Source organism: Sorangium sp. So ce119, from assembly GCF_051524405.1.
Taxonomy (GTDB): Bacteria; Myxococcota_A; Polyangia; order Polyangiales; family Polyangiaceae; genus Sorangium; species Sorangium cellulosum_G.
Genome location: NZ_CP150310.1, coordinates 10116371 through 10140485, shown reverse-complemented (window position 1 = coordinate 10140485; position 24115 = coordinate 10116371). Strand labels below are relative to the sequence as shown.

General features: G+C 73.5%; 17 protein-coding genes. 16 read left to right on the top strand and 1 reads right to left on the bottom strand.

Features of this window, described 5'->3' with window-relative positions:
* The first annotated feature begins 219 nt into the window (after window positions 1-219).
* The 16 genes from WME76_RS38400 (at window position 220) to WME76_RS38325 (ending at window position 22614) form a co-directional block, all read left to right on the top strand.
* Window positions 220-2379 (top strand): prolyl oligopeptidase family serine peptidase, encoded by a 2160-nt coding sequence (locus tag WME76_RS38400; RefSeq protein ID WP_437957118.1) that lies wholly within the window; start codon window positions 220-222, stop codon window positions 2377-2379.
* A gap of 122 nt (window positions 2380-2501) precedes the next feature.
* The gene (locus WME76_RS38395) at window positions 2502-3305 is read left to right on the top strand and encodes a hypothetical protein (protein ID WP_437957117.1); all 804 of its coding nucleotides are present in this window, start codon (window positions 2502-2504) and stop codon (window positions 3303-3305) included.
* A gap of 12 nt (window positions 3306-3317) precedes the next feature.
* Window positions 3318-6647, top strand: a complete 3330-nt coding sequence (locus WME76_RS38390) for a hypothetical protein (protein ID WP_437957116.1) — start codon at window positions 3318-3320, stop codon at window positions 6645-6647.
* A gap of 115 nt (window positions 6648-6762) precedes the next feature.
* Window positions 6763-7395 (top strand): OmpA family protein, encoded by a 633-nt coding sequence (locus WME76_RS38385; protein ID WP_437957115.1) that lies wholly within the window; start codon window positions 6763-6765, stop codon window positions 7393-7395.
* Complete coding sequence (locus WME76_RS38380; protein ID WP_437957114.1) at window positions 7395-8744, top strand: DUF2894 domain-containing protein; 1350 nt, start codon at window positions 7395-7397, stop codon at window positions 8742-8744. The genes WME76_RS38385 and WME76_RS38380 overlap by 1 nt, the downstream gene beginning before the upstream one ends.
* Before the next feature lie 13 nt (window positions 8745-8757).
* Window positions 8758-9201 carry a hypothetical protein gene (locus WME76_RS38375; protein ID WP_437957113.1) on the top strand — a complete coding sequence of 148 codons (444 nt, stop codon included), beginning with the start codon at window positions 8758-8760 and terminating at the stop codon, window positions 9199-9201.
* A gap of 395 nt (window positions 9202-9596) precedes the next feature.
* The gene (locus WME76_RS38370; RefSeq protein WP_437962203.1) at window positions 9597-10415 is read left to right on the top strand and encodes a Stp1/IreP family PP2C-type Ser/Thr phosphatase; all 819 of its coding nucleotides are present in this window, start codon (window positions 9597-9599) and stop codon (window positions 10413-10415) included.
* Window positions 10416-10531: 116 nt separating this feature from the next.
* The gene (gene uvrA, locus WME76_RS38365; RefSeq protein WP_437957112.1) at window positions 10532-13573 is read left to right on the top strand and encodes an excinuclease ABC subunit UvrA; all 3042 of its coding nucleotides are present in this window, start codon (window positions 10532-10534) and stop codon (window positions 13571-13573) included.
* A gap of 281 nt (window positions 13574-13854) precedes the next feature.
* A complete protein-coding gene (locus WME76_RS38360) occupies window positions 13855-15597 on the top strand; it encodes an IgGFc-binding protein (protein ID WP_437957111.1) in 1743 nt (580 codons plus the stop codon).
* Window positions 15598-15662: 65 nt separating this feature from the next.
* The gene (locus tag WME76_RS38355) at window positions 15663-16577 is read left to right on the top strand and encodes a DMT family transporter (protein WP_437957110.1); all 915 of its coding nucleotides are present in this window, start codon (window positions 15663-15665) and stop codon (window positions 16575-16577) included.
* Window positions 16578-16831: 254 nt separating this feature from the next.
* Window positions 16832-18205: a phenylacetate--CoA ligase family protein gene (locus WME76_RS38350; protein ID WP_437957109.1), complete on the top strand. Its 1374-nt coding sequence runs from the start codon at window positions 16832-16834 to the stop codon at window positions 18203-18205.
* 223 nt (window positions 18206-18428) lie between these two features.
* Entirely contained in the window at window positions 18429-19160 is a 732-nt protein-coding gene (locus tag WME76_RS38345) for a ClpXP protease specificity-enhancing factor SspB (RefSeq protein WP_437957108.1), read from the top strand.
* 48 nt (window positions 19161-19208) lie between these two features.
* The gene (locus WME76_RS38340) at window positions 19209-20444 is read left to right on the top strand and encodes a branched-chain amino acid ABC transporter permease (protein ID WP_437957107.1); all 1236 of its coding nucleotides are present in this window, start codon (window positions 19209-19211) and stop codon (window positions 20442-20444) included.
* On the top strand, window positions 20441-21259 hold the full coding sequence (locus tag WME76_RS38335) for an ABC transporter ATP-binding protein (RefSeq protein WP_437957106.1): 819 nt from the start codon (window positions 20441-20443) through the stop codon (window positions 21257-21259). The genes WME76_RS38340 and WME76_RS38335 overlap by 4 nt, the downstream gene beginning before the upstream one ends.
* Window positions 21256-22014: an ABC transporter ATP-binding protein gene (locus WME76_RS38330; RefSeq protein ID WP_437957105.1), complete on the top strand. Its 759-nt coding sequence runs from the start codon at window positions 21256-21258 to the stop codon at window positions 22012-22014. The genes WME76_RS38335 and WME76_RS38330 overlap by 4 nt, the downstream gene beginning before the upstream one ends.
* A 225-nt stretch (window positions 22015-22239) precedes the next feature.
* The gene (locus tag WME76_RS38325; protein WP_437957104.1) at window positions 22240-22614 is read left to right on the top strand and encodes a response regulator; all 375 of its coding nucleotides are present in this window, start codon (window positions 22240-22242) and stop codon (window positions 22612-22614) included.
* 102 nt (window positions 22615-22716) lie between these two features.
* On the opposite strand, the gene WME76_RS38320 is transcribed toward WME76_RS38325, so the two are convergent.
* Window positions 22717-23757 carry a hypothetical protein gene (locus tag WME76_RS38320; RefSeq protein ID WP_437957103.1) on the bottom strand — a complete coding sequence of 347 codons (1041 nt, stop codon included), beginning with the start codon at window positions 23755-23757 and terminating at the stop codon, window positions 22717-22719.
* Between the last annotated feature and the right edge of the window lie 358 nt (window positions 23758-24115).

Below are 24115 nucleotides of genomic sequence, written 5' to 3'. Positions count from 1 at the left end.
CGGGGAGAGCTGGCCCCGGCCTCATCACACGCCGAGGGGAGACGCGCGCGCCTCCTCCACGCGCCTCCTCCGCGGGGCGCAGACCCGCGAGCCCAGGTGCGCGGGCAACGCGGGGCGCGCTATGCTGCTCGTCCCATGAAGGCTTCTCCCGGCCTGCTCCTCGCGGCGTTTCTCGCTGGCGCCTGTGGAGGTGCCGACGCACACCGAACGGGTCCCACCATGACTGCAAGCTCCTCGTTGCCCCCCGGCGCGGCCAGCGCTGCGCCCGCCCCCGCTCCCCCTGACCGCCCCGCGTACCCGCCCACCCGCGCCGTTCCGGTGAAATACACCCTGCATGGGGTCGAGATCACCGATCCGTACCGCTGGCTCGAGGACGGCGACTCGCCGGAAGTGAAGGAGTGGATGAAGTCTCAGGACGCGTTCACGCGCGCCGAGCTCTCCCGGCTCCCCGAGCGGGACGCGATCGCGTCACGGCTCAAGCAGCTCTTCTACATCGACGCGGTCTCCGCGCCGCGCCACCGGCGGGGCCGGTACTTCCTGAGCCGGAGGCACGCGACCAAGGAGAAGTCGATCATCTACTGGAAGGAAGGAAAGGGCGGCGAGGAGCGCGCGCTGCTCGACCCGAACCGCTGGTCCGACGACGGCAGCGTCTCGCTGGGCGGCTGGGAGGTGTCGTGGGACGGCAAGAACGTCGCCTACAAGGTCCAGAAGAACAACTCCGATGAGGCGACCCTCCATGTGATGGATGTCGCGTCCGGCAAGCGCTCCGAGGTGGACGTCATCGAAGGGGGCAAGTACGCGTACGCGTCGTGGACGCCCTCGGGCGACGGCTTTTACTACGTCTGGCTCCCCACCGACCCGTCGATCCCGGTGGCCGACAGGCCCGGCTACGCGGAGGTGCGCTTCCACCGGCTCGGCCAGGATCCGAAGCTCGATCGCGTGGTCCGCGGCAAGACGGGCGACCCGAAGACGTTCCTCAATGCGTCCCTCTCCAAGGACGGCCGCTTCCTCGTGCTCACGGTGTCCCACGGGTGGACCTCGACAGACGTCTACTTCCGCGATCTCCGCAAACCGGGCGGGCAAACGGTGGACAGGCCGCTCGCCGTCGGGCGCGACGCTCATTATACCGTCGAGGTCTACAAGGACCGGTTCTACGTCCATACCGACGAGGGCGCGCCGCATTACCGCCTCTTCGAGGTCGACCCGGACAGGCCGGAGCGCGCCGCCTGGAAGGAGATCGTCCCGGAGCGCCCCGACGCCACGCTGGACAGCGTCTCCGTCGTGGGTGGGCACCTCGCGCTGAGCTATCTCAAGGACGCCTCGAGCCGGGTCGAGGTGCGCTCGCTCGACGGCAAGCTGGTCCGCGAGGTCCCGCTGCCCGGCATCGGCACCGTGGGCGGCCCGTCCGGGCTGCCCGACGAGGACGAGGCGTATTTCTCGTTCGAGTCCTTCACCTCGCCTCAGGAGATCTACGCGACATCCATCAAGACCGGTGAGACGGCGCTCTACGCGCGCATCGACGTGCCAGTCGACCCGTCGCCCTTCACCGTCGAGCAGACGTTCTTCCCGTCCAGGGACGGCACGAAGATCTCGATGTTCATCGTCCGTCGCAAGGACATGAAGAAGGACGGTAACTCCCGCGCGCTCCTCTATGGTTACGGAGGGTTCCAGATCTCGCAGACCCCCTCGTTCACCGCGTCGATGTACCCCTGGCTGGAGCGGGGCGGCGTGTACGCGGTGGCGAACCTGCGCGGCGGCGGCGAGTACGGCGAGGCGTGGCACCGGGACGGGATGCTGCTCAAGAAGCAGAACGTCTTCGACGACTTCATCGCCGCCGCGGAGCACCTGGTCCGCGAGGGGTACACGCGGCCCGAGCGGCTCGTCATCCAGGGCGGCTCGAACGGCGGGCTGCTCGTCGGCGCCGCGCTCACGCAGAGGCCGGAGCTGTTCGGGGCCGTCGTCTGCGGCGTCCCCCTGCTCGACATGGTGCGATATCACCTGTTCGGCTCCGGCAAGACGTGGATCAGCGAATATGGGTCCGCCGACGATCCGGAGCAGTTCAAGGCGCTGTACGCCTACTCGCCCTATCACCGCGTCAGGCCGGGGACGAGGTACCCGGCCGTCCTCCTGCTGTCGGCCGACAGCGATGATCGGGTCGATCCCCTGCACGCGCGCAAGTTCGCCGCCGCCCTCCAGGCGTCGAGCGCGGGCGGCCCGGTCCTGCTCCGCATCGAGCGCAACGCCGGGCACGGGGGCGCGGATCTCATCAAGGCGGCCGTCGAGAAGGGCGCCGACCAGATCTCCTTCGCGCTGTCGGCCACGAGCGCGTCGGCCACGAGCGCGTCGGCCACGAGCGCGAAGGCGCCCGCCATCAGGTAAGGCGCGGGGCGCGAGGCGCGGGCGGCGCGACGGACAGGCTTGCGGCTCAGCGCCGCGACGGGTAACAACGCGCCGCTGTGCGAATGCTTCACCCCGGAGCCGGGTCCTCGCGGCGCGGGCCTTTGACCTCGCGCCCCCTCGCGACCGCCGTCTCGGCGCTCGCGGAGGAGCCGCGCGCGCCGCTCGCGGGGCTCTCCGACCCCGCGGCGGTCCTGGCCGGGCTCATGGACCTGCACGGGAGCGTCTCGCTCGCGCGCGAGCTCTCGCTGCTCGACCGCGCCGCCCCGTCCTCGGCGCCGCCGCCGGCGGAGGGCGCGCGCGCCGAGGTCCGGGCGCTCACCGCCGATCGCCTCGGCGAGCTCGCCGAGGCGCTCGACCACGTGTTCGCCGCGCCGTTCCACCGGCGGAACAAGCTGCCCGACGCCGGGGCGGTGCTCGCGACGCTGGAGCAGACCGGGGTGCTGCCCGCGCGCTCGCGCGCCGGGCGCGCGCTCGCGTACGCGGCGGGCCAGCTCTGGGAGCCGTTCGGCGAGCTCGCCGGCCGCGCCCTCGGGCGCGTCCGGCTCGAGACGCGCGCGCTGCGCGAGGAGCTCGCGCCGTCGCTGCGGGCCCTCGGCCCGGGCGCCGCGCGGCTCGAGCGGCTCGACGCGGCGATCTCCGCCGCGACCCAGAAGCGGCGCGAGCGCGCGCTCGCCGAGCTCGTCCCCGGCCTCGCGCGCGCCTTCGCGCGCGGCCTCCGCGGGGCGGTGGCCGCGCTGCCGGAGGAGGCCGGCCTCGAGGAGATCGCGGGCTGGTTCGGGCAGGAACAGTGGCTCGGGCGGGAGCTCCAGCGCATGGAGCTCGTGGTGCAGGCGGCGCTCGCGCACGAGGCGGGCCGGCTGCTCGCGCTGGTCGACGGGGCCGCGGCGGCGGGCGAGCCCGCGTAGCCCGCGGGGGGCTTGACGATGCGGCTCGCGACGGCGCGGCAGTGGACGACGCGGCTCCTGGTGCTCCTCGCCGGGGGGCTCGGCCTCGCGCTCGTGGGGCGGGCGGCGCTCGTCTACCGCGGGACGGATCCGCTCGCGTACCGCCTGGTGCAGCTCATCGCGCTGGGCCTCGCGCTCGGCACGCTCGAGCTGTTCGTGCGCGCGGGGCGGGCCGCGCGGCTCGGGCGCGAGATCGCCGCGCTGCCGCGGCCGGCGACGCGGGCGGCGATCGAGCAGAGCAGCGCGCCGCTCCGGCCGCTCCTCGAGGCGCGGATCGCCGGGGTGGCGTCGCCCACGGCCGGCGCGTCGTTCGCGTCGTACCTCGTCGGCCTGCTCGTGACGCTCGGGCTGCTCGGCACGTTCCTCGGCCTGTTCGAGACGCTGCGGGGGGCGCGCGAGGCGCTGACCCTGAGCGGTGATGTGGACGCGCTGCGGGAGAGCCTGGCCGCGCCGATGCAGGGCCTGTCGCGCGCGTTCGGCACCTCGGCGGCTGGTGTCGCGGCGTCGGCGATGCTCGGGCTCGCCGCCGTGCTCGTGCGCCGGGCCGAGGCCGGGGCCGCGGCCGCGCTGCAGGCCTACGCGGCGGGTCCGCTCGCGGCGCTCACGGTCGCGGGCCGGCAGCTCGCCGCGCTGGAGGCGCTCGCGCGGCAGGGCGACGCGCTGCCCGCGGCGGCGGCGTCGCTGCGCGAGGCCACGACCCGGCTCGAGCGCCTCGAGGAGCGGCTCCTCTCCGTCCAGGTCGAGGGCGCGCGCCAGACCGCCGCCTCGTTCGCGGAGGCCGCGGCCGGGATCCGCGGCGACATCGCGGCGGGCCTCCGGCAGACGGCCGACGTGGCGGCCGGCGTGGTGAGGCCGATCCTGGCGGAGGCGGTGGAGCGCGCCGGCGCGACCGCGGGCGAGGCGCTGCAGGCGGTCGAGCGGCGCCTCGACGACGAGGCGCGCGCGCGGCGGGAGGCGGACGTCGCGTCGGCGGCGCGGCTGGAGGGCCAGGCGGAGCGGCTTGCGGCGGTGGTGGGGGAGGCGATCGAGCGGCTGGAGAGTGCGCAGGCGGCGCGGTTGGCCGAGGCGGCGGAGCGGCAGGCGGAGCTGGACGCGGCGCGCGCGGCGCACCTGACGGCGCTGGGCGAGGCGCTGACGGCGCCGCTGACGGAGGCGGCGCGTGCGGCGCAGGCGGCGCCGGAGGCGGCGTCGCGGCTGATCGCGGAGGCGTCGGAGCGGCTGTCGGCGCGGGCGGAGGCGGACGCGGCGCGGGACGCGCGGCTGGACGCGCTGCTGGAGAAGCTGTCGGAGGCGACGGCGGGGATGTCCGGGAGCGCGCGGGAGCAGGCGGAGCGGGTGGCGGCGCTCGCGGAGCAGGTGGCGCAGGGCGCGGCGGAGCGGGACGCGCGGGCGGAGGCGCGCGTCGCGGCGCTGGGGGAGGCGGCGGGGGCGCTGCTGGCGGAGCAGGCGGCGCGGCTCGCGGCGTTCGAGGAGCGGCTGGACGGCGCGCGGCGGGAGGCGGCCGAGGGGCTGGCGGAGCGGCTCGGCGCGCACGCGCGCGGCCTCGGCGAGAGCCTGGAGCGGCTCGAGGGAGGGGTGGCGTCGCGGCTGGAGCGGATGGAGGAGGGCGCTGCGAAGCGGTTCGAGCGGCTGGATGGGGAGGCTGTCGCGCGGCGGCAGGCGCTCGAGGCCGAGTCGGCGGTGCGGCTGGAGGGCCAGGCGGAGCGGCTTGCGGCGGTGGTGGGGGAGGCGATCGAGCGGCTGGAGAGTGCGCAGGCGGCGCGGTTGGCCGAGGCGGCGGAGCGGCAAGCGGAGCAGGACGCGGCGCGCGCGGCGCACCTGACGGCGCTGGGCGAGGCGCTTGCGGCGCCGCTGACGGAGGCGGCGCGTGCGGCGCAGGCGGCGCCGGAGGCGGCGTCGCGGCTGATCGCGGAGGCGTCGGAGCGGCTGTCGGCGCGGGCGGAGGCGGACGCGGCGCGGGACGCGCGGCTGGACGCGCTGCTGGAGAAGCTGTCGGAGGCGACGGCGGGGATGTCCGGGAGCGCGCGGGAGCAGGCGGAGCGGGTGGCGGCGCTCGCGGAGCAGGTGGCGCAGGGCGCGGCGGAGCGGGACGCGCGGGCGGAGGCGCGCGTCGCGGCGCTGGGGGAGGCGGCGGGGGCGCTGCTGGCGGAGCAGGCGGCGCGGCTCGCGGCGTTCGAGGAGCGGCTGGACGGCGCGCGGCGGGAGGCGGCCGAGGGGCTGGCGGAGCGGCTCGGCGCGCACGCGCGCGGCCTCGGCGAGAGCCTGGAGCGGCTCGAGGGGGGCGTGGCGTCGCGGCTGGAGCAGCTCGAGGGGGGCGTGGCGTCGCGGCTGGAGCGGATGGAGGAGGGCGCTGCGAAGCGATTCGAGCGGCTGGATCGGGAGGCTGTCGCGCGGCGGCAGGCGCTCGAGGCCGAGTCGGCGTCGCGGCTGGAGGGCCAGGCGGAGCGGCTTGCGGCGGTGGTGGGGGAGGCGATCGAGCGGCTGGAGAGTGCGCAGGCGGCGCGGTTGGTCGAGGCGGCGGAGCGGCAGGCGGAGCTGGACGCGGCGCGCGCGGCGCACCTGACGGCGCTGGGCGAGGCGCTGACGGTGCCGCTGACGGAGGCGGCGCGCGCGGCGCAGGCGGCGCCGGAGGCGGCGTCGCGGCTGATCGCGGAGGCGTCGGAGCGGCTGTCGGCGCGGGCAGAGGCGGACGCGGCGCGGGACGCGCGGCTGGACGCGCTGCTGGAGAAGCTGTCGGAAGCGACGGCGGGGATGTCCGGGAGCGCGCGGGAGCAGGCGGAGCGGGTGGCGTCGCTCGCGGAGCAGGTGGCGCAGGGCGCGGCGGAGCGGGACGCGCGGGCGGAGGCGCGCGTCGCGGCGCTGGGGGAGGCGGCGGGGGCGCTGCTGGCGGAGCAGGCGGGGCGGCTCGCGGCGTTCGAGGAGCGGCTGGACGGCGCGCGGCGGGAGGCGGCCGAGGGGCTGGCGGAGCGGCTCAGCGCGCACGCGCGCGGCCTCGGCGAGAGCCTCGACGCGACGGCGGCGGTGGTGCGCGAGGCCTCGGAGCTCGTGCGGGCCGGCGGCGCCGAGATGACGGCGGTGGCCGAGATGTTCACCGTCGCGGTCGACCGTTACCGCGACGCCAGCGATCGCTGGTTGAACAGCCTGGGCGCGATCGAGGATGCGATCGAGCGCCGCGAGCACGGGGAGGCGGCGGACCTGCTCGGCGCCTACCTCGACCAGACCCGCGAGGTGTTCGACCATTCGTTGCAGTTCCAGCGCGAGCTCTTCTCCGAGCTGCGGGCGCTGAGGACCAGGACGAGCTGATGCGCCGCCCCGCGCTGCCGCCTTCTCCGGGTTCCTCGTGCCCGCTGGTCGTCAGGTCCACGGCCTGCGCGGACAGCTCATCGATGTTCCTGGTGCCCGCCGTGGGAGCTCGCCGATGTCCCTGATGCCCGCCGAGGACGACGCCTCCGAGCAGGCGGCGGTCTGGCCGGTCTTCGGCGACCTGATGGCCTGTCTCTTCGGGCTCTTCGTGCTCTTCTTCGTCTGGGCCATCTCGTTCCAGGTCGATCTGACCCGCGATCTCGCCGTCGAGCGCGCCACCCGCGCCGCGGAGCGCGCGCGCCTGGAGTCGCTCGAGCGCGCCCTGGCCGGACCGCTCGCCGAGGGGAGGATCACGCTGACCGAGGGGCGCATCGGGATCCGCGGCAGCATCCTGTTCGAACTCAACTCCGCCGACCTCCAGCCGGAGGGCGTGGCGCTGCTGCGCGCGCTCGCGGACCCGCTCAAGGCCTACCTCGAGCATCATGACGAGCTCATCATGGTGAGCGGGTTCACGGACGACCGCCCGCTGACGAGCTCTTCCCGTGGGTATGCCGACAACTGGGAGCTCTCGGCGCAGCGCGCGCTCACGGTGACGCGCGCGCTCGCCGCCGCCGGCGTCCCCGACAAGGCGCTGTTCGCGGCCGGCTTCGGCGAGCGGCACCCGGTGGCGTCCAACGATACGAGTGAGAACCGAGCGAAGAACCGCCGCGTCGAGATCTCGCCCATCCCGCGGCGGGGCGCGCCCTGATGCCGCCGACGGTGGATTTTTCGCCGCTGGCTGTCGACCCGGAGGAGCGCCAGCGGCGTCCAGCTCAACCACGGTCGGGGCGCCCGCCTCAACCTCGGTCGGCGGCCGTGGACCCTCAACCCGGGTCGGTTGTGGCCGCTCCTCAACCTCGGTCGGGCGGCGTGGACCCTCAACCCGGGTCGGTTGTGGCCGCTCCTCAACCTCGGTCGGGCGGCGTGGACCCTCAACCCGGGTCGGGGCGCCCGCCGCAACCTCGGTCGGCGGCCGTGGACCCTCAACCCGGGTCGGTTGTGGCCGCTCAACCTCGGTCGGGAAGCCCGCCGCAACCTGGGTCGGCGGCCGCGGACCCCCAACCCGGGTCGGCCGCGGACCCCCGAGCTGGGTCATCCGCTACCCCCCACCCTGGGTCGTCCATCTCTGCAAAACCCGGGTCGCCTCCTCGCACCGTCGACCGCGGATCGTCCACCGCCACCCACCCCGGGTCATCTTCTACCCCCCGCTCCTCCCACCCCCTCCCCGCCCGCCTCGCCGCCCTCCAGGCAGCCGGCGCCCATCGCTTCGACCCCGCCAGCTACCGCCTCATCGAGGCGCTCCTCGAGCGCGCCGGCTCCCTCGACGGCGGCGCCCGCGCCCGCCTCGCTGCCCGCGCCGCCGACCGGCTCGCGGCGCTCGAGGCCTCCTTCCACCGCGCGCGCGCCGAGGCCGAGGCCCAGCTCCGCGCCCTCGCCGACGCCGGCATCCCCGACGACGGCGCGCTCGCCGCCGCCCTCGCCCTCGGCGACCTCCCCGCCGTCGGGCGGGCCGCTCGCCGCCGCCTGCGCGCGCTCGCCCAGGGCCGGCAGAAGACCGCCGTCCCCTCGCTCGCGCGCCTGCGCGGCGAGATCGCGGCGCGCGACGTGCGCCTCCCCGAGCCGCTCGCGCGCGACCTCGCGCGGCTCCCGTGCGACGGCGACGTCGTCGAGCGCCGGGTCAAGCGGCAAGCCCAGGCGCTCAGCAACGCGCTCTCCACCGCGCTCTTCCACGAGTCGCTCGTGAGCGCCCGCGCCACGCTCGCTGTCGCGCGCGCGGCCGACAACGTCCCCGAGGACGCCGGCCCCTACAACGCCCAGGTGCTCGCCGCCCGCGCGCTCTGCGCCGCCGAGCGCCTCTCCGAGCCCTACCTCCGCGCGCTCGTCGCCAGCCTCCAGGACCTCGGCGCCCTGGCCGCCGCGCTCGAGCCGCCGCCAGAGAAGCCCACCCGGAAGAAGGCCGCCCCGCGGAGCGCGCCGGACGTGAGGAACGCCGCCGACGCCGGCGCCCGCCGCCGGCCCGGCCGAAAAAAAGAATCCCTTTTCCGCGGATCGCGTTAGGTAAGTAGTCCCCATGCCTCGCTCGCCAGGCCGATCCCTCGCTGCCCTCGCGCTCGCCCTGCTCGCCGCCTCCTGCTCCTCCGCCGCCGACAAGGTGCAGAGCGGGCCGGCGACGCCGCCGCTCAAGCAGTGCGGCACCGAGGTCGTCCGGCGCGGCGACGGCTACAACGGCGCGGCGCGCGAGTGCATCTGGCAGGCGTACAGGAACCGCGAGCCGTCCGAGTTCACGACGACCCGGTACACCATCGAGGGCGACCCCGTCACCTACCACCTCGAGGTCACGGCCACGGGCGTCGTGGTCGTCGTGGACAGCAAGGACCGCTACGCCATGCAGGGCGTCTTCCGCCACGCCTGCCGCAACCTCGAGCGCATCACGCAGGAGGGCACCGAGGACCGCTTCGGCTTCGCGCTGAGCGCCTGCTCCGGCGGCGGCGCCGAGCGGCTCGCGGTCCCGTGACGGGCCCGCGGCGCGCCGGGGCGTTCCGGTCGGTCCGGCGGCCCACCGGCCCCGCCGCAGGCCCCTGCGGGGCCACGGCGCAGGCGGACGGCGCAAGCGGCGGAAACGAGGCGGCAACCCGCGCGCAGCAGGCGCTGCACACGGGCCGCCCGACCTCCGCGTGGACGGCCGCAACCAGGCGCGGCCCGAGGCCTGATCTGGTGGACGCGACCGATCCTTGGCGCGTAGGCTCGCACCAGGCCACCGGAGCGGGCAGCACGATGACTAGACGGACCGTCCTGTACTGCACGATCGGGCCGAGCCAGGCGCCGGAAGGGCGCGGATGACGCACGATGAGCGCCCGTCGTCCGGCAGTTCGACAGAGCGTGCCCGCGAGCAAGCTGGGGGGAAGCGCCGTGCAGCCTCACCTCGTCCTTGAATCCGCCGGGATCAGCCACCCCGGCATGGTCCGGGACACGAACGAGGACAGCTTCGCGATCCTCGAGTCGCGGGGGCTGTTCCTCGTGGCCGACGGCATGGGCGGGCGCGCCGCCGGGGAGGTCGCGTCGCGGATGGCGATCGACACCGTGCGCGACTTCTTCAACGATCCGGAGTCGACCTGGCCTGTCGCCGTCAGCGTCGGTCCGGCCACGGTCCGGGGCTCCGAGGCCCGCTACGTCGATCAGGGCCTGCCGCTGCTCGTCGCGGGCATCCAGCTCGCGAACGGCCGCATCTTCTCCGCGGCGCGGCGCGACAGGGAGAAGCGCGGGATGGGCACCACGTTCGCCGCCGTGCTCGCGCGCGACGGCTTCGTCGCCATCGCGCACGTGGGCGACAGCCGCGTATACCGCCTCCGCGATCAGCGCCTCGAGCAGCTCACCCGCGATCACTCGCTGGTCAACGAGTGCATCCGCCTCGGCCACCTCCTGCCCGAGCAGGCCAGCTCGTTCCCGCTCCAGCACGTGATCACCCGCGCCCTCGGCACCGACGAGGCCGTCGAGGTGGAGACGCGGATCGACGCCATCGAGGCCGGCGACGTCATGCTCCTCTGCTCGGACGGCCTGTCCGGCGTGGTGCCGGCGCAAGATATCGCAAGTATCCTGGGAGAGCGCGTCGACCTGGGTGAGATCACCGCGCGGCTCGTCAAGCGCGCCAACGAGAACGGCGGCCCCGATAACGTCACCTGCGTTGTCGTGCGCTGGCGCGCCTCTCCCGACGGCCAGCCCAGGCGCTGAGCCGCGCATCGCACGGGCGGTGTGCGTCCGCGCATTGCGCGTGGCTTGTCCCCTTTTCCATGAAACGTCAACTGCCGGAGAGCGCGCCACCATGTTAATGCCGGTCGGGAATCCCGATGGGCGCGCGAACGAACGGATCGGCACAGCCGCAGTTGACGAACTCCACGACATCCACCCCCCGGAGCGCGGCGGCGGCCAGCGCGGGGAAGCTCCGCGGCGCGCGGCGCGCGGCGCCGGCCGCGCCGGCGCTCGATCCGGCGGAGCACCGGGCGCCCCTCAAGCTCCTCGATGCGGCGCGCGAGCCGGATTTCATCGAGGTGCTCGGCTCGCGCGAGCACAACCTCCACATCGATCGGCTCGAGGTGCCGAAGCGCAAGCTCGTCGTGTTCACGGGGGTGAGCGGCTCGGGCAAATCGAGCCTCGCGTTCGACACGCTCTACGCCGAGGGGCAGCGGCGATACGTCGAGACGCTGAGCTCCTACGCCCGCCAGTTCCTCGGTCAGCTCGAGCGCCCGCAGGTCGAGCACCTGCGCGGGCTGTCGCCGACGATTGCCATCGAGCAGAAGAGCGCGTCGAGCAATCCGCGCTCCACGGTCGGCACGATCACGGAGGTCTACGATTACCTGCGCGTGCTCTATGCGCGCGCCGGCGAGCAGCATTGCCATCTCTGCGGCAAGCCGGTGAAGGCGCAGAGCTCGGAGCAGATCGTCGACGAGCTCCTCGCGATGCCCGAGGGGACGAAGTTCGTGCTGCTCGCGCCGCTCGTGACGCACCGGAAGGGGGAGTTCAAGGACCTCTTCGAGGAGCTCAGGGGCCGCGGCTTCGTGCGGGTCGAGATCGACGGGGCGCAGCACCGGCTCGACGAGGCGCCGCGGCTCGACAAGAAGCTCAAGCACACCATCGCGCTCGTCGTGGACCGGCTGGTCGTGCGCGCGGACGAGCGCCAGCGCATCACCGAGGGCGTCGAGCTCGCGCTCCAGGAGGGCCGCGGCGAGCTCCGGGTCGAGCTCCAGGCCGACGACGGGGCCGCCGCGCGCAAGCGCCGCCCGGCGGCCCCGCTGCTGTTCAGCGCCGCGCGCTCCTGCTGCGGCCAGAGCTTCCCCGAGCTCTCGCCGCAGAGCTTCTCGTTCAACAGCCCGCTCGGCATGTGCGGCGCCTGCAACGGCCTCGGCACCCGCCTCGAGATCGACCCCGACCTCGTGATCCCGGACCCCTCGCTGTCGATCCGCGAGGGCGCCATCGCCCCCTGGGCGACGGCCATGGCGCGCGGCGAGGGCTGGACGTTCCGCATCATCGACGCCGTGGCCAAGGCGTGCTCGGTCGACCTCGACGCGCCCTGGCGCAAGCTCGGGGCGAAGAAGCAGGAGATGGTGCTCCATGGCCTCTCGGGCAAGCGCATCGCGGTGACGTGGGGCAAGGAGGGGACCGAGACGCACGGCACCTGGGGCATGCGCTTCGAGGGCGTGATCCCCAGCCTGATGCGCCGGTTCCAGCAGTCGTCGTCCGAGTCGGCGCGGGAGGCCTACCGCAAGTTCATGAGCGAGCGCGCGTGCGACGCCTGCGGCGCCCGGCGCATGCGCCCGGAGTCGCTCGCCGTGCGCGTCGCCGACAGGGGGATCGCCGACGTCACCGCGATGACGGTGCGGGACGCATTCGACCATTTCTCCCGGCTGGAGCTCCCGGGTAACCGGCAGAAGATCACGGAGGGGGTGCGTCGGGAGATCACGAGCCGGCTAAGCTTCCTCCTGAACGTGGGCCTCGATTACCTGACGCTCGATCGCTCCGGCCCGACGCTGAGCGGCGGCGAGGCGCAGCGCATCCGGCTGGCGAGCCAGCTCGGCAGCGAGCTCTCCGGGGTGATGTACGTGCTCGACGAGCCGAGCATCGGCCTGCACCAGCGGGACAACCAGCGCCTCATCGAGACGCTGCGGCGCCTCCGGGATCTGGGCAACACGGTGCTCGTGGTCGAGCACGACGAGGAGACGATCCGGGCCGCCGATTACGTCGTGGATTTCGGCCCCGGCGCGGGGCACCTCGGCGGCCGGGTGATGGCCGCGGGGACGCCCGAGGAGGTCGAGCGCCACCCCGACAGCCTGACCGGCGCGTACCTGTCCGGGCGCGCGCGCATCGAGGTGCCCGCGGCGCGGCGCGCGCCGCGCGGGTGGCTGGAGATCCTGGGCGCGTCCGAGCACAACCTGCGGAGCATCGATGTCCGGTTCCCGCTCGGGGTGCTGCTCGCGGTGACCGGGGTGAGCGGCGCCGGCAAGAGCTCGCTCGTGAACGGCATCCTCCTCCCGGCGCTGGGCCGGGCGCTCCACAACAGCACCGAGCCGGTCGGCGCGCACCGCGCGATCAAGGGGCTCAAGGCGCTCGACAAGGTGATCGCGATCGACCAGAAGCCGATCGGCCGCACGCCGCGGTCGAACCCGGGGACGTACACGAAGGCGTTCGACCAGATCCGCGAGATCTTCGCCGAGCTGCCGGAGTCGCGCGCGCGCGGCTATGGCCCGGGGCGGTTCAGCTTCAACGTGAAGGGCGGGCGCTGCGAGGCGTGCAGCGGCGACGGCATGGTGAAGGTCGAGATGCACTTCCTCGCCGACGTCTACGTCCCTTGCGACGTGTGCGCCGGCAAGCGGTACAGCGCGCAGACGCTCGCGGTGCGGTACAAGGGCAAGAGCATCGCCGACATCCTCGACACGAGCATCGAGGACTGCCGGCAGCTCTTCGAGCACCACGTCGCCCTCCGGCGCGTCCTCGACACGCTGGTCGAGGTCGGCCTCGGGTACATGAAGATCGGCCAGAGCGCGCCGACGATGAGCGGCGGCGAGGCGCAGCGCGTGAAGCTGAGCCGCGAGCTCGGCAAGAGCCAGACGGGGCGCACGCTCTACGTGCTCGACGAGCCGACGACGGGCCTGCATTTCGAGGACATCCGCAAGCTCCTCGGCGTGCTCCACCGGCTGGTCGAGGCGGGCAACACCGTGGTGGTCATCGAGCACAGCCTCGATGTCATCAAGTGCGCCGACTGGGTGATCGACCTCGGCCCCGAGGGCGGCGCCGGCGGCGGCCGCGTCATCGCCGAGGGGACGCCGGAGGACGTCGCCAAGGTGCCGGCCTCGTACACCGGTCAGTTCCTCGCCCCGCTGCTGGGCGCCGGCTAGCGCTCCCCCGCGCCTCCCGGCGCAGCGCTGCAATGTAATGATCAATTCATTAAATCCGGCGATCCTGCCTGTCCATTGATTACAGAAATGGCGCCAGGGGCGGATTTGTTCCGCATGCTTGCGTCGCGGCACAAAAGCGCGTAGCCGGGATCGATGGACACCAGCGTGTCCTCGAGTGCGAAAGCACCCCACCAGCTGCTTCAGCAAACCACTCTGATTTCCCAAGCGAGCCGGGCTGTCGCACACGCCCCTGTGCTCGAAGTCCGTCGACGGGAGGGCCCATGCAGATCTCGAAGCACTCTCTGTTTCTCGGCCTAGGACTGTGGCTGGGCGCCGTCTCCGCGGTCGCTTGCTCCGCCAGCGGTACATCGGCGCCTGCGTCCTCCAGATCGGGATCCTCCGGTCCTGGGAGCACGAGCGGCGCCGGCGGCGCCGGCGGCTCGGGCGACGGCGGCTCGACGGCGACGGGCGGCATCCCGGACGATCTCGGCAGCGGCGCCACCACCACCGGGGTCGGCGGCGGCGGCGGCGATGTCCTGGTGCCGGCGGAGGATCCGAAGACGTGCGCGGAGGCCGCCGCGAACAAGTCCTATGTCGGCTGCGACTTCTGGCCCACGGTCACCGCCAACGTCGTCTGGTCGATCTTCGACTATGCGGTCGTCGTCGCGAACGCGGGAGACGAGGTCGCCGAGGTCGAGGTGACGCGCGCCGGCGAGGCCGTCGCGCAGGCCGAGATCCCGCCCAACAGCCTGTCCAAGATCTATCTCCCCTGGGTCCCCGAGCTGAAGGGACCCGACGCGAATGCGTGCGCCTCGGGCCGGTCGATCGACCGGTCGGTCCGCGTGGACGGCGGCGCGTACCACCTCGTCTCGACCAGGCCGGTCACCGTCTATCAGTTCAACGCGCTCGAGTACAAGGGCGCGGGGGGCCCCGCCGGCAAGGACTGGGCCTCCTGCCCGGGCAACCAGGTGTGCAATGGCAGCACCGCTGGCTGCTTCTCGTTCACCAACGACGCCTCGCTGCTCCTGCCGAGCACGGCGATGACAGGCAATTACCGCATCACCGGCCAGCAGGGCTGGTCCCAGGTCTCGATGGGCGGATACATGGTCATCACCGGCACCAGGGACGGCACCAGCGTCACGGTGAGCGTGGCCCAGGACGGCGCGGTGGTCGCCGGCGGCGGCATCCCCGCCACGCGCGGCGGCGAGCGCTTCACGGTCGAGCTCGACGAGGGCGACGTCGTCGAGGTCCTCGGCGACCCGGCCACGGACCTCAGCGGCAGCCTCGTCACCGCCACGAACCCCGTCCAGGTGCTGACGGGTATGCCGTGCGTGCAGTCGCCGATCGGCCGCGACGCGTGCGACCACATCGAGGAGTCGGTGTTCCCCGCCGAGACCCTGGGCAAGCGTTACTTCGTCACGGTCCCGACGTCGCCGGGCGGCCAGGTCGTCGGGCATATCGTGCGTCTTTACGGCAATGTCGACGGCACGGCGCTCACCTATCCGTCCGGCCGGCCGGACGGCGCGCCGACCAGGATCAACGCCGGCCAGGTCGTCGACCTCAGCATGGTGCGGAGGGACTTCGAGGTGGTGGGAGATCACGAGTTCGCGGTCAGCTCGTTCATGCTGGGCGCCGAGGCCGTCGAGAGCTCCACCGGCCAGACCAACGAGAGGGGCGACCCGTCGCAGAGCCACCCCACCGCCGTCGAGCAATACCGCACCAAGTACGTCTTCCTCGCGCCGAGCGACTACGACGAGAGCTACGTCGACATCATCCAGCCGATGGACGCCTCGGTCACGCTCGACGGCGCCGCTCTGGACGCCGCGCCGACCCCCATCGGCAACGGCTCGGGCTTCGGCGTCGCGCGCGTCAAGCTCGGCCGCGGCAACAGCGGCGCGCACGTGCTGATCGCCTCGGCCCCCGTCGGCGTCCAGGTGATCGGCTACGGCTCCTACACGAGCTACCAGTACCCGGGCGGCCTCAACCTCCTCACCATCGCGCCGCCGCCGCCCCCGCCCCGGTGACCGCGCCGGCAGGGCGTCACCGCCGCTGGATTGTCTTTCCCCGCCGACTGACCTAGCACCACCGCATGGCGGCCAAGCAGCGCGTCACGGCCCGGGGCGCGGCGCTCTTCGTCGTCCTGGCCAGCCTCGCCTTCGCCACGAGCGGCCCTCTCGCCCGGTACGCGCGCCCGGTCCATCCGCTCTTCATCGCCTTCGGCAGGGTCGCCCTCGCCGCCGTGGCGCTCTCGCTGATCGACCTGCGCGGGATCGCCCGCTCCGCCGCCGCCCTCTCGCTGCGCCAGCGCGCCGCCGTCCTGGCCGCGGGGCTCCTGCTCGCCGTCCACTTCGCGCTCTTTCTCTGGGGGCTCGACCGCACCTCCCTCGCCGCGGCGCTCTCGCTCATCTCGCTCGAGCCGCTCGCGGTCGTGCTCTGCGCGTGGGTGTTCTTCCGCGTCCGCCCCACGCGCTCCGAGCAGGCCGGCGTGCTCCTCGCCACCGCCGGCGCCGCCCTGGTCGCGCGCGCGGCCGGCTCCGGCGATCACCGGCTCTCGGGCGACCTCATGGTCGTCGGCGCCACCCTCCTTTACGGCCTCTACGTCTCCTTCGCCCGCGCCCTCCGGGACGCCTTGCCGGCGCGGAGCTACGCCGCGCTCGTCTACGCGAGCGCCGCCGTCTTCCTCGCGGCGGCGCTCCCCGCCGCGCCTGGCGCGCTCGAGGGCGTCTCCCCGCCGCCCGCCCACGCCGCCGTCGCCATCGTCGCGCTCGCGCTCGTCCCCACCCTGGTCGGCCACACCGCGGTGCAGGCCGCGGCGCGGCGCATGTCCCCGGCGATCGTCGCGCTCGTCTCCCCCGGCGAGACGCTGGGCGGGATCGTCATCGGCGCCCTGTGGCTCGACGCCATCCCGACGGCCACCGAGGTCGCTGGCGCCGCGATCATCCTCGTCGGCGCCACCGTCGCCATCCTGGGGTCGAGCTCGCCCGCGGCCCAGGGCGCCGGCTGACGCGCTCTTCCATGCGCCGCCCGCGCCGCCCGCGCCGCCCGCGCCGGTCGGACTGGATGTCCGGATCGCGACACCCGGGTCGCGATGGAAGCATGCCTGTGCAGCGAGGGATCCGAGCGCTCATGATCTCCGGCAGGACGGAAGTCGCCGGCGCGCGCCGCTCCGGTCGAACTCCGCGCCACGATGATGGGGAATCGCGGGAGAAGCGCCCTCGCGCGCTTGACTGCCGATGATTCGAAGCGACGCTCTCCACCATGTACGGTGGGCTGTTTCGAAACATCCTGTTTCCGCTCTACGAGACCCGGTTGAGGGGCAGGGACACCCTCAGAGCCCTGGAGGAGCTCGAGCGCTCCCAGTGGCGATCGGAAGGAGAGATCCGCGATCTCAGCTTCCGGCGGATGCTCGCGGCGCTCCATTTCGCCGAGCAGAACGTCCCCTTCTACCGGGCCCGGTTCGCGGAGCACGGCGTGCGCGTCGCCTCGGTGAAATCGCCGGAGGACCTCCTGCGGATCCCGGTCCTCACGCGGGCCGATCTCCGCGCCCACGGGCGCGATCTCCTCGCCGAGGGCTTCGTCGGGCGGCTCTACGCGAGCGGCACGGGGGGCTCCACGGGAGAGCCGGTGCAGTTCCGGTTCGACCACCGCACCTACGAGCGCCGCATCGCCGCGGCCATGCGGTCCGACCGGTGGGCGGGCGCCCGGCTCGGCGACAGGGAGCTCCACCTGTGGAGCACCCAGCTGCTCCCCGAGACCCTCGCGAAGAAGGCGAAGCGCTCCCTGCACGAGGCCATCCTCCGCAAGAAGATGATCTCCGCCTTCGACATGTCCGAGCGGCGGCTCGCCGCGCTGCTCGACGAGATCGCGCGGTACCGGCCCCAGCTCATCGTCGGGTACGCGGGCGCGCTCTACCAGGCGGCGCGCTACGCGCTCGCGGAGGGGCGCGCGCTCCCCGCGCCGCGCGGGGTCGTCACCAGCGCGGAGCGGCTCTTCGCGCACCAGCGCGAGGCGATCGAGCGCGCCTTCGGCGCCCCGGTGTTCGACCGGTACGGCTGCCGCGAGCTCATGCTCATCGCCGCCGAGTGCGAGCGGCACGCCGGCAAGCACATCAACATGGAGAGCGTGTACGTCGAGCTGCTCCGCGACGGGCGGCACGCGCTCCCGGGCGAGGCGGGGGAGGTCGTCGTGACGGACCTCGTCTGCCGATCGATGCCGCTCATCCGCTACAAGAACCAGGACGTCGCGATCGCCGCCGGCGCGGCGTGCGGGTGCGGCCGCGGCCTGCCGATGCTCGCCTCGGTGGAGGGGCGCGTCCTCGACCTGCTCGTCGGCCCCGACGGCGAGCTGCTCGCGGGGGAGTTCTTCCCGCACCTCATCAAGGACCAGCCCACGATCGCCCGCTACCAGGTCTACCAGGACCGGCGCCGCGCGATCACGGTGAGGCTCGTGCCCGCCGAGGGCTTCCAGCCCGAGACCGCGCGGCTCATCGAGCGCACCGTCCGGCAGCACCTGGGCGAGCGCGCCGAGGTCTGCGTCCAGCTCGTCGACGACATCCCCCTCACGAGCGGCGGCAAGCACCGCGTCACCCTCTCGGAGGTCCCCATCGAGCTGAGCCGGCGCTCCGCGGCGTGACCCGAGCCCCCGCCGCCGCCGCGCGCGCCGTCTTCCGTCCTGCCCCGCGCACCTCGGCGCCAGGGGCGCGGCGCGCGCGCACGTACAGCGATCTTTCTACAGACCTGCTGGAGTCGCCTGGCGGCTGGCGCGCCGCGGCCCGCTCGCGGCGCGCCGCCCGGCTCGCCAGGGCCCGAAGCGCTGGCGGAGCCGCGCGGTCCGGGGTATTGGGCAGAGCAGTACGATGTCCGACGTGCAGAGACCGCTTCCGCCGAAAAAGGACGTCGCGCTGGCCCTCCTCGAGCGAGAGCCGAGCGTGTTCATCCACCTCGACCCGCGCCGGCCCGGTGTCTTCGTCCCCAAGTGGTTCACGGGGCAGCCGCAGCTCATCCTGCAGGTCGGGATGAACATGGCGATCCCCATCCCCGACCTCAAGGTCGACGACGAGGGGATCAGCTGCACGCTCTCGTTCAACCGCGCGCCGTTCCTGTGCCGCCTGCCGTGGCACGCGATCTGGGCGCTCGTGAGCGAGGACCAGCGCGGCATGGTGTGGCCCGAGGACATCCCGGCCGATCTCGCCGCGCAGAAGCAGCAGCGGCCCCAGGCGGGCCCGCCGCAGAAGCCCGGCAAGCGCCCGCGCCCCCGGCTCGCCGCCGTCGCGACCCCCAGCGACGACGAGCGCTCGGACGAGGCGTCGGACGAGGCGCGCGCGCGCGACCGCGGGCGCCGCCCCGAGGTGGATCCGGTGGAGACCGGCGAGCGCCGCAGCGCCGGCGAGGCCCCGGCGCGCGACGCCGGCGCGCCCGTGAGGCCGCTCGCGGCGGTGCCCGCCCCGGCCCTCGCGCCGGTGCGGCCCGCCGCGGAGGAAGGCGAAGACGACGAATCCGGCAGCTCCGGTGAGGCGGATCCCAGGCAGCGCCCCGGATCGGGCAAGCCAAAGCGCGAGCTGCCCCCCTATTTGCGCGTCATCAAATAAAGCTACCGCTTGACGGTACGGCTCGGCCCAATCAACTGTGGCCCGGCCATGCCTCGACCGTTGCAGCGCGTCCTCCAGGCGCTCGGGCTCCTCGGCGTCGTCGTCGCCCTGGAGTTCGGCTTCGAGACCCTCTTGCCGGACGCCGCATGGCGGCAGCTCGCCCTGTTCGCGATGGTCAACGTCATCGCGGCGCTCTCGCTCAACGTCATCAACGGCATGGCGGGCCAGTTCTCGATCGGCCACGCCGGCTTCGTCGGCATCGGCGCGTACACCGGCGCGATCGTCGCCGGCAACCTGCACCAGCAGCTCGGCGGCGGCGATCCGCTCTTCGGCAACTCGTTCCTCGTGATGCCCGCCTCGCTGCTCGCGTCCGGGCTCGTCGCGGCGCTCTTCGGCCTCATCGTCGGCCTGCCGAGCCTCCGATTGCGCGGCGACTACCTCGCCATCGTGACCCTCGGGTTCGCCGAGATCTTCCGCCTCACGATCGCCACGGCGACCACCGGCGTCGCCGACCAGGGGACGGTCGGCAGGCTGCTCGGCGCGCTCGGCGGCCCGATCGGCTACGCCGGCCCCGACGACACCGGCGTCCCGCAGTACGCCGGACCGTTCTGGATCTTCGGCGCCGTCGTGGTCGCGACCATCATCGCGTGGCGGCTCAAGTTCTCCGGCTGGGGCCGCGCCCTGCGCGCGCTCCGCGAGGACGAGATCGCCTCCGCCGCGGTGGGCGTCGACCCCACCCGCTACAAGGTCACGTCCTTCGTCATCGCCGCCGCCGGCGGCGGCGTCGCCGGCGCCCTGCTCTCCGCGATGCGCGACGGCAACCCCACGGTCCAGCCCGACCAGTTCACGTTCAACTACTCGTTCGACGCCATCACGATGGTGATCCTCGGCGGCTCGGGCAGCGTCACCGGGTCGATCGTGGGCGGCGTGCTCGTGACCTTCACGGTGAAGCTCATCGAGCAGCTCCAGGGCCTCGACAGCGTGCTCGCGCTGAAGGCCGCCTACCCCGCGCTCGACCTGAACGCCCTGCGGATGGTGCTCTACGCCGCCATCCTCATCGGGCTGATGATCCTCCGCCCCGAGGGGCTCTTCGGCGAGCGCGAGCTCTTCGACCGGCGCTGGGCGCGCAAGAAGCGCCCCCCCGTGGGGCCGGCCGAGCCCGTGCCCGCCACGACGGGCGCCGAGGCCGCCGCCGAGCGCGAGGGCGGCGCGCCCCCCGCGGAGGAGCGGCCCGGCACCGCCCTCGAGCGCGAGGTCAAGCCGACCGGGAGGGAGCTCGAGTGAACCTCGATCTGAAGCATGTCACGAAGCGGTTCGGCGGCCTGCGGGCCGTCGGCGACGTCTCCTTCTCCGTGCCCGAGCGCTCGATCTTCGGGCTCATCGGCCCGAACGGCGCCGGCAAGACGACGGTGTTCAACCTGATCACCGGCGTCTACAAGCACGACGAGGGCTCGATCCACTTCGGCGGGACCGACCTCGCGCCGCTCAAGCCGAGCCAGATCGCCCGGCTCGGCGTCGCCCGCACGTTCCAGAACATCCGCCTCTTCGGCCAGCTCACGGTGCTCGAGAACGTGCTCGTCGCCTGCGAGAACCTGCGCCGCTCGACGCTCGCCTCCGCCCTGCTCCGCTCGCCGTTCTTCTACAAGGACGAGCAGGAGATGACCGAGCGCGCGCTCTCGCTGCTCTCGGTGTTCAAGCTCGAGGACATGGCGGACGAGATCTCGACGTCGCTCTCGTACGGCAACCAGCGCCGCCTCGAGATCGCCCGGGCGATGATGCTCAAGCCGAAGCTCTTGCTGCTCGACGAGCCGGCGGCGGGCATGAACTACGGCGAGGCCGAGGGGCTCAAGCAGCAGATCCGCTGGCTGCGCGACACGTTCGAGATCACGGTCGTGCTGGTCGAGCACAACATGCAGGTCGTGATGGGGGTGTGCGAGGAGATCCACGTCCTCGATCACGGCGAGACCATCTCGCACGGCGCCCCGGAGGCCGTGCGCAAGGACCCGAAGGTCCTCGCCGCCTACCTCGGCGAGGAGGTCGCCGAGGAGCCGGCCGAGGCCCGCCCCGCGGCCTCCGCGGCGGCGCAGGAGCCCGCATGAAGACGACGCACCCGACGCGGCAGCCCCCCTCGGTGGCCCCCGGCGAGCCCCTGCTCGTCGTCGAGGATCTCGCGGTCAGCTACGGCGGCATCAAGGCGCTGAAGGGCGTCAGCCTCGAGGTGCGGCGCGGCGAGATCGTCGCGATGATCGGCGCCAACGGCGCCGGCAAGACGACCACGCTGAAGACGGTCGTCCGCCTCCTGCCGATCGCCGCCGGTCGCATCCGCTACGACGGCAGGGATCTCGCGTCCGTGACGGCCGAGGAGCTCGTCGCGTCCGGCGTCTCGCTCGTCCCGGAGGGGCGCGCGATCTTCTCGAACCTGACCGTCCGCGAGAACCTCGAGCTCGGCGCGTGGTGCCACAAGCACGGCCCCACCATGGCCGAGACCCTCGACGACGTGGTGAAGCTCTTCCCCCGCCTCGGCGAGCGCATGCACCAGCACGGCGGCACCCTCTCCGGCGGCGAGCAGCAGATGCTCGCGATCGGCCGCGCCATGATGGCGCGCCCCGCCATGCTGCTCCTCGACGAGCCCTCGCTCGGCATCGCCCCGCGGCTCGTCGCCGATATCTTCGAGTCGATCGCCACGATCGCGGCGTCAGGGACGACCGTACTCCTCGTTGAGCAGAACACCCGACTCGCCCTCAAGTACTCCACCCGAGCCTACGTGCTCCGTACAGGGCAGATCGCCATGAGCGGCGACTCGAAGGATCTCGCGGCGAACGAGGAGATCCGAGCGGCCTACCTCGGCGGCTGATCCCGCGCCGAGCCCGGGCACATCCGGCGCGGACCGCGGGCAAGTCACGGAAGAGACAGGCGGAAAGCGCTGGTGTTTCAAGCGCGTATCAACGCGTCGCGTGATGCGATGAGGCGCGTTTGACATCGCGCTTTGCCTCCGATGGAGTATGGTTTCCGTGCGCCAGGCGATGAAGAACTGGTCTTAACCATCGCGGTCCGTGGTGGCCGCCAACGGGGGATACCCATGGAGATCGAGAGCACGACCCGCGTTCTGGTGATCGACGACGACGCCAGCAACTCCCAGCCGCTCGTCCACTTCCTCTCGTCCCGGGACTACACGGTGGAGACGTGCTGCGGGCTCGGCCATGCGCGTGACGTGCTTGCCCGGTGGCGTCCTCACGTGATGGTGCTCGTTCCGCGGGACGAGGCGGAGGTGCACAGCGAGATGGAGGAGCTCCGCCGCATGTCCCCGCGCGTGCCCGTCGTGGTGCTCACGCTCGCGGCCGGCCCGCAGATGATGCTCGACATGGAGGCGTTCGCGCCCACGTTGCCCGCGTGCCCGTCGCGCGGCCTCGCGTACATCGAGTCGGCGGTCGCGGACGCGTCGGCCATGGGCTGAGCGGCCGCGCGCGCCCCGGCGTGAGCGCGCCCCCGCGCTCCCCGCGCCGGGGCGCGCCCTCGCCGGCCGCCGGCGCCGCCGGTCCCGGCTTGCCTCGCGCGGTCAGGCGGGCGGGGCGATCCCGTCCGGCAGCCCGTCGAAGAACTCCTCGACCACGGACGCGATCCAGGCGCGCACCGGCTCGGTCGCGCAGAGGCTCCGCACGACGGGCCAGAGCGCGGCCGCGAGCGCGTCGAAGTCGAGCGCGGGCCTGATCCCGAAGCGCCCCAGCACCTCGCCGAGCGGCTCGTTCGCGTGCGCGGCCACGAACGCCGCGGTCGCCTCGTGGAGCCGCTGCCGCACGGGCCGGTCCCGGAGCACCTGGGCGGCGACGTCGGCCCCGAGCTCCTCGGCGAGCGCCGAGCTCTTCGCGTCGAGCTGACCGATGAGCTCGCTGACCTGCTGTTCCAGCACCCACGTCGCGACGTGCTTGCGCAGGCCGACGAACTCGGGCGTGTCGCCCTTCGCGACGACGATGTCCTGCACCTGGCGCATCGCCGTGCGCGAGAAGCCCTGCAGGAACCGGCGGATCTCCGGCTCGAGCCGCCGCTCGAACTCGCCCCGCATCGTGCCCATGGTCTTGCCGACCCCGCCGAGGCCGAACGGGGCGACCCGCTTGAGCAGCGCGGGCAGGCCCCACTCGGCGAAGAACGGGTTCACCTTCTCGGAGAACTCCTTCAGCGCGTCGTAGAGGACGTCGCGCATCACCGCGTCGAGCGCCGCGCTCTCCAGCACCTCGCGCACGAGCCGCTCCGGGACGAGCTTCGGCTGCTCCAGGATGCGGTCGATCTTGGCGCGCGCCCCCTCCGGCATGAGCTCCTTCGCCCGCCGCCGCTCGGCCCGCGCCGCCTCGACGAGCGCCGCGAGCGCCGCGGCGGCCGCGGGCTGGACCGCCCGCCGGAGCGACTCCTCCGCGGCCAGCGCGTCGAGCGCGCGCGCGATCGCCGCCGCGTCCGCGAGCGCGCCGAGGGGCGTCGCGAGCAGCGCCGCGAAGCCGGCGGGCAGCCGCTCCCGGAAGTCCCGCGCGGCCGCCTCGGAGACGAGCCGCGCCTCGAGGAACGCGATCTGGCGAGCCTTCAGTTCATTAAGTAGCGCGCGACTCATCCGGGAACGGATAGCCCCGGCCCCCCGCCGGCGCCAGGCGCAGATGACCCCGGTCCTCGGCCCGCGCCGGGTGCGCGCCGGGTGCGCATGATCCCTGGACAGGCCTCAAAAATCTCGCGGGACTGTGGAGCACTGTGAATCTGAGCGTCAGGTGAAGCCTGTAGTTATTGAACCAGGCACCAGAGACTCCCTTACGAAAAGCACCTTACTTCGGCGACCGCTGTCGGGAGATCACCTTACTCGGCGTGTCGCTTGCGCACGCGCTTTGGCGCGGCGAACCCGCGGCGAACGCCGCGCGGACGGCCGGAGAGGGATTGTCGGTGATTGTCATTTTCCTGGGGGGAGGACTCGGCCCCGG